This window comes from Nocardia mexicana NBRC 108244, from assembly GCF_001613165.1.
Taxonomy (GTDB): domain Bacteria; phylum Actinomycetota; class Actinomycetes; order Mycobacteriales; family Mycobacteriaceae; genus Nocardia; species Nocardia mexicana.
This window is the reverse complement of record NZ_BDBV01000165.1, coordinates 1-3777: the sequence shown is the minus strand read 5'-3', so window position 1 is coordinate 3777 and position 3777 is coordinate 1. Positions and strand designations below refer to the sequence as shown.

Here is a 3777-nt window from a genome sequence, read left to right as displayed (position 1 = left end):
CCGTCGGAACCGGCGAGCGGTGGTTCGGACAGTGCGGCGGCCCCTACCCGGCCGGTTCCACAGGCCTCGGCTGCCCGGGCGTCGAATTCTCCCCCGGCACAATCCGGTTCCGAGATGTCCGGCGCGGCGCCGGACCACGAGCAACCGGCGAGCAGCGGCCCGCAGACGGCGGCGACCGAGCCGGTGCCCGCACAGCAGCGCCCGGGAGCGAATCGCCCCGGCACCTCGGAACGCCCCGGACCGACTGCGGCACAATCCAGCTCGCCCACCCCCGCCCAGTCCGGCGCAGCCGGCGCGGCCACCGGCAGCAAATCTGCCTCCGGCTCGGCCGCGGCACAACCGAACTCGGACACGACCCGGAAGTCCGACTCCGCAGCCACACAATCCGGTGGCGGCCCGGCTGCTGCGCGACCCGAACCCACCGCGGCGAACGAGCCGCGCACTGCCGACCGTGCGGCAGCACCTGGCGGTGACCCCGGAAAGCCTTCTCCGACAGTCGATTCGATCAAACGATCGGGTGCGGCGGGTGCCGCCGAGGCGCAGACCGAGGCCATCCCCAAGTCGGCCGCCGAGGGGACCGGAAAGCCCTCCGACAAGGGCGAACCGGGCTCCTCGCAGTCCGGCGACCCCACCGGCGATGCGGAAACCGCTGCGATTCCGGCGATTTCGAATCCGTCCGATGCGGCCACCACGGTGCTGCCGGTGCAGCGGCCAGGCGATCAGCCGCGCCCCGCCGGACCGCCACCGGTTACCCGCCCGCCCGCCACGCCGCGTCCGAGTTCAGGGCCGAAGAACCCTGTCCCGCAAGGCCCCTCGGGTCCGGCGCAGGCCGCGCCGCCCGCCGCGCCCGGGATGGCTCGTCCGCCCGCCAAACCGCGCCAGGCCGCGAGCGCCCCGTCGCCGGCCGACGCCCAGCCGACGCTCCCGACGCAGCATCTCTCGCCGCGCCCGCCGCAGCCGCGTCAGGTCGCGCAGCCGCAGCACGTGCCACCCGCCGGACCCCCGCCGGACGGGCCCGCACCGGCGGCGAACGGCCGCAACAAGCGCTGGCTGATCGTGGGCGGGGCGGCGGTCGTGGTCGTGATCGCGCTGATCGCGGCGGTGGTGGCGCTCGTCGGCGGCGGCACGGACAATTCGCCCGAGGGACGGGTGACCGCGGCCGTCAACAACTACGCGGGCGCGCTCGACAGCGGCAACCTGGACGACCTGCGCGCCGCCACCTGCGGCCCGCTGCACGACTTCTACTCCAACATCGCCCCGGACCAGTTCGCCGGCGTGTACCGGCTGTCGGTGGATCAGAAGAAGGTTCCCAAGGTCGACAGCGTGGACTCCGTCCAGATCACCGGCGACAAGGCGGTGGCGCAGGCCAGCGTGTACACCGAGGCCGCACCGGACACCCGGATCGCGCGCACCTTCGACCTGCAGCAGACCCCGGACGGCTGGAAGGTGTGCGATCCCCCGAACGCCGCCGGCTGACCCCGGCGCACCCACTGCGTTGTGACATCCGTCGCGACCTGTGACGTTCGGCCGACCGTCGGCGATGAACATCACAGACACCTGGTCACTGGTCCGACACGCCGGTAGCATGATCCGGATTGTCCGGCTGCCGTGCGCGGCGGCCGGTTCCGGTCGAGGGGGTTCGGCCGCACCAGGATTTACGCAGTAAGAGTTCGAGCAGGGAGCAAGGGACATGCCGGAGCTGGCACCCGAAGCGCCGGCATCCGCATCCGTGGCGGGTCGGCATTTCCGGATCCGGGATCACTACGACGTCGGCCGGGAGAAGATCCGGGAATTCGCCCGTGCGGTGCAGAACACCCATCCGGCACACCGGTACGAGGCCGACGCCGGCAAGCTCGGCTTCGACGGCGTCCTCGCCCCGCCCACCTTCGCGTCGGTGATCGGCATGACCACCACCCAGGCCCTGCTGGACACCGTGCTGTCGGAGTACGACCTGTCCCAGGTCCTGCAGACCGACCAGGTCTTCGACATCCACCGCCCGATCGTGGCCGGTGACCGGCTGTACAGCGAGGCGACGATCGAGTCGATCCGCCGGATGCGGGGCAACGACTTCATCGCCGTCCGGGCCACCATGACCGACGAGTCGGGCCAGGTCGTGCTGGTGGGGACGACCACGATCGTGGCGCGCCTGGGCCAGGAGATCGACCCGGATATCGTGCGGCTGGTCGAGGGGCTGGTGATGCATCGCCGCGCGGTCGACCACGCCGATCCCGAGGTGCTGCTCGGGATCGCACCCGAGCAGGCCTCGACAATCCCTGCGGTGGCCGAATCACGCAGTGGCACAACGGTTCAGACGGCGCCGAACTTCGACGACCTGCGCGTCGGCGATCAGCTGCCCGCCACCACCGTGCGGCTGACCCGCGGCGATCTGGTGAACTACGCCGGCGTCTCCGGGGACCCGAACCCGATACACTTCAGCGACCGGGCCGCCGAACTGGCCGGGCTGCCGACGGTGGTCGCGCACGGCCTGCTGACCATGGGTCTGGGCGCGGAGTTCCTGACGAACTGGCTCGAGGATCCGACCGCGATCGAGAGCTACAGCGTGCGGTTCGCGGGCTTCGTCCCGGTCGCGCCGACGACGCCCGCCACGATCGAATTCACCGGCAAGATCAAGTCTTTGGACCCCGAGCGCCGCGCCGCCACGATCCTGCTGAGCGGCAGCGCGGCCGGTAAGAAGCTGTTCGGCCGCGCCATTGCCGAGGTCCGCCTGAGCTGATCCCGGCCGACACGCCACCTCGTCCTTCCGGGGAGTAGCAAGCCGGATGGCAGGGGAGTTGTCAGCCCAGTTCGGCGTGCATGAGGTAGACGTTGTAGTCGCTCCAGGTGCTGATGGTGAAGTACAGGTCGGAGCCGGAGGACCATGGGTGGATGAATCCGCCGTAGAGCTCCGGGTACTGGCTCACCGAGACCGTCGGGGCGCTCTCGGACCAGACGCCCTGGGGTGAATTCGCTTCGCGCACAACGATGGCGGCCTTCGCGGTGTCGAGATAGCTCATCTGCCAGACCTCGCGTGCCGGGTCGTAGCGCACCGACAGCTCACCGGCCGGACCGTCGACGATCGGCGTGGCGGTTTCGGCGCCGCCGACCGGGGTCCAGTTCCCGTCGCGCCAGTACTGGTAGGCCGTGGTGTTCAGCACCTGGTCCCTGGGCACCCGGGCCAGCCCCACCGAACCGAGCCGGGTGTTGGGGGTGCCGAACATGTACACGTAGTCGCCGTGCGGAACCATCGTGGACACCTGGAAATTCGCGAGGCCGAAGATGTTGTCCCAGCGCGCGTGCGGATCCTTGGTCCACGTCTGGCCGTGGTCGTCGGAGTAGGCGATGCCGCCGTAGTTGGTGAAGAACGTGCCCGGAATGCTGTTCCAGGTGCGAATCGACATGTAGCTCATGTATTGCCGGTCACCGATGCTGAACCCCGAGGTGGGGATCGTGGTGATCTCGATATTGTCCTTCTTGCGGCTGTGCAGCACCTCCGCGGCGTGGCAGCGGCCGTCGGTGACCATGCTGTCGAGGACGATGCCGCGGCTCAGATCGCGATTGCTGCTGAACGCGAGCAGATTGCTGCGCCAGTCGCCGCCCATGCCCCCGGGCGGATGGAATCCGACGCCGACGGTGTCGCCGAACGCCACGGCGATTTCGTCCGGCGCGCTCTCCCACATGATGCCCAGATCGGTGCCGTACACCTGCCACCGCTTGTCGGTGCGGTTGACCGAGTGGGCGCCGGTCAGCTTCGCGACCTCGCGCACGCCGAGCACCCGC

3 protein-coding genes are annotated in these 3777 nt (G+C 70.1%); 2 read left to right on the top strand and 1 reads right to left on the bottom strand.

The window, feature by feature from the left end; all coding sequences use genetic code 11:
- Positions 1 to 1476, top strand: a 1476-nt coding sequence (locus tag NM1_RS44415; protein ID WP_255286285.1) for an Rv0361 family membrane protein, incomplete at its 5' end; no start/stop codon positions are given.
- Positions 1477 to 1690: 214 nt separating this feature from the next.
- Complete coding sequence (locus tag NM1_RS40540; RefSeq protein WP_068033124.1) at positions 1691 to 2734, top strand: fused (3R)-hydroxyacyl-ACP dehydratase subunits HadA/HadB; 1044 nt, start codon at positions 1691 to 1693, stop codon at positions 2732 to 2734.
- Positions 2735 to 2795: 61 nt separating this feature from the next.
- On the opposite strand, the gene NM1_RS40535 is transcribed toward NM1_RS40540, so the two are convergent.
- Positions 2796 to 3777: glycoside hydrolase family 183 protein (locus tag NM1_RS40535; RefSeq protein WP_068033122.1), on the bottom strand; the 982-nt coding region annotated here is incomplete at its 5' end.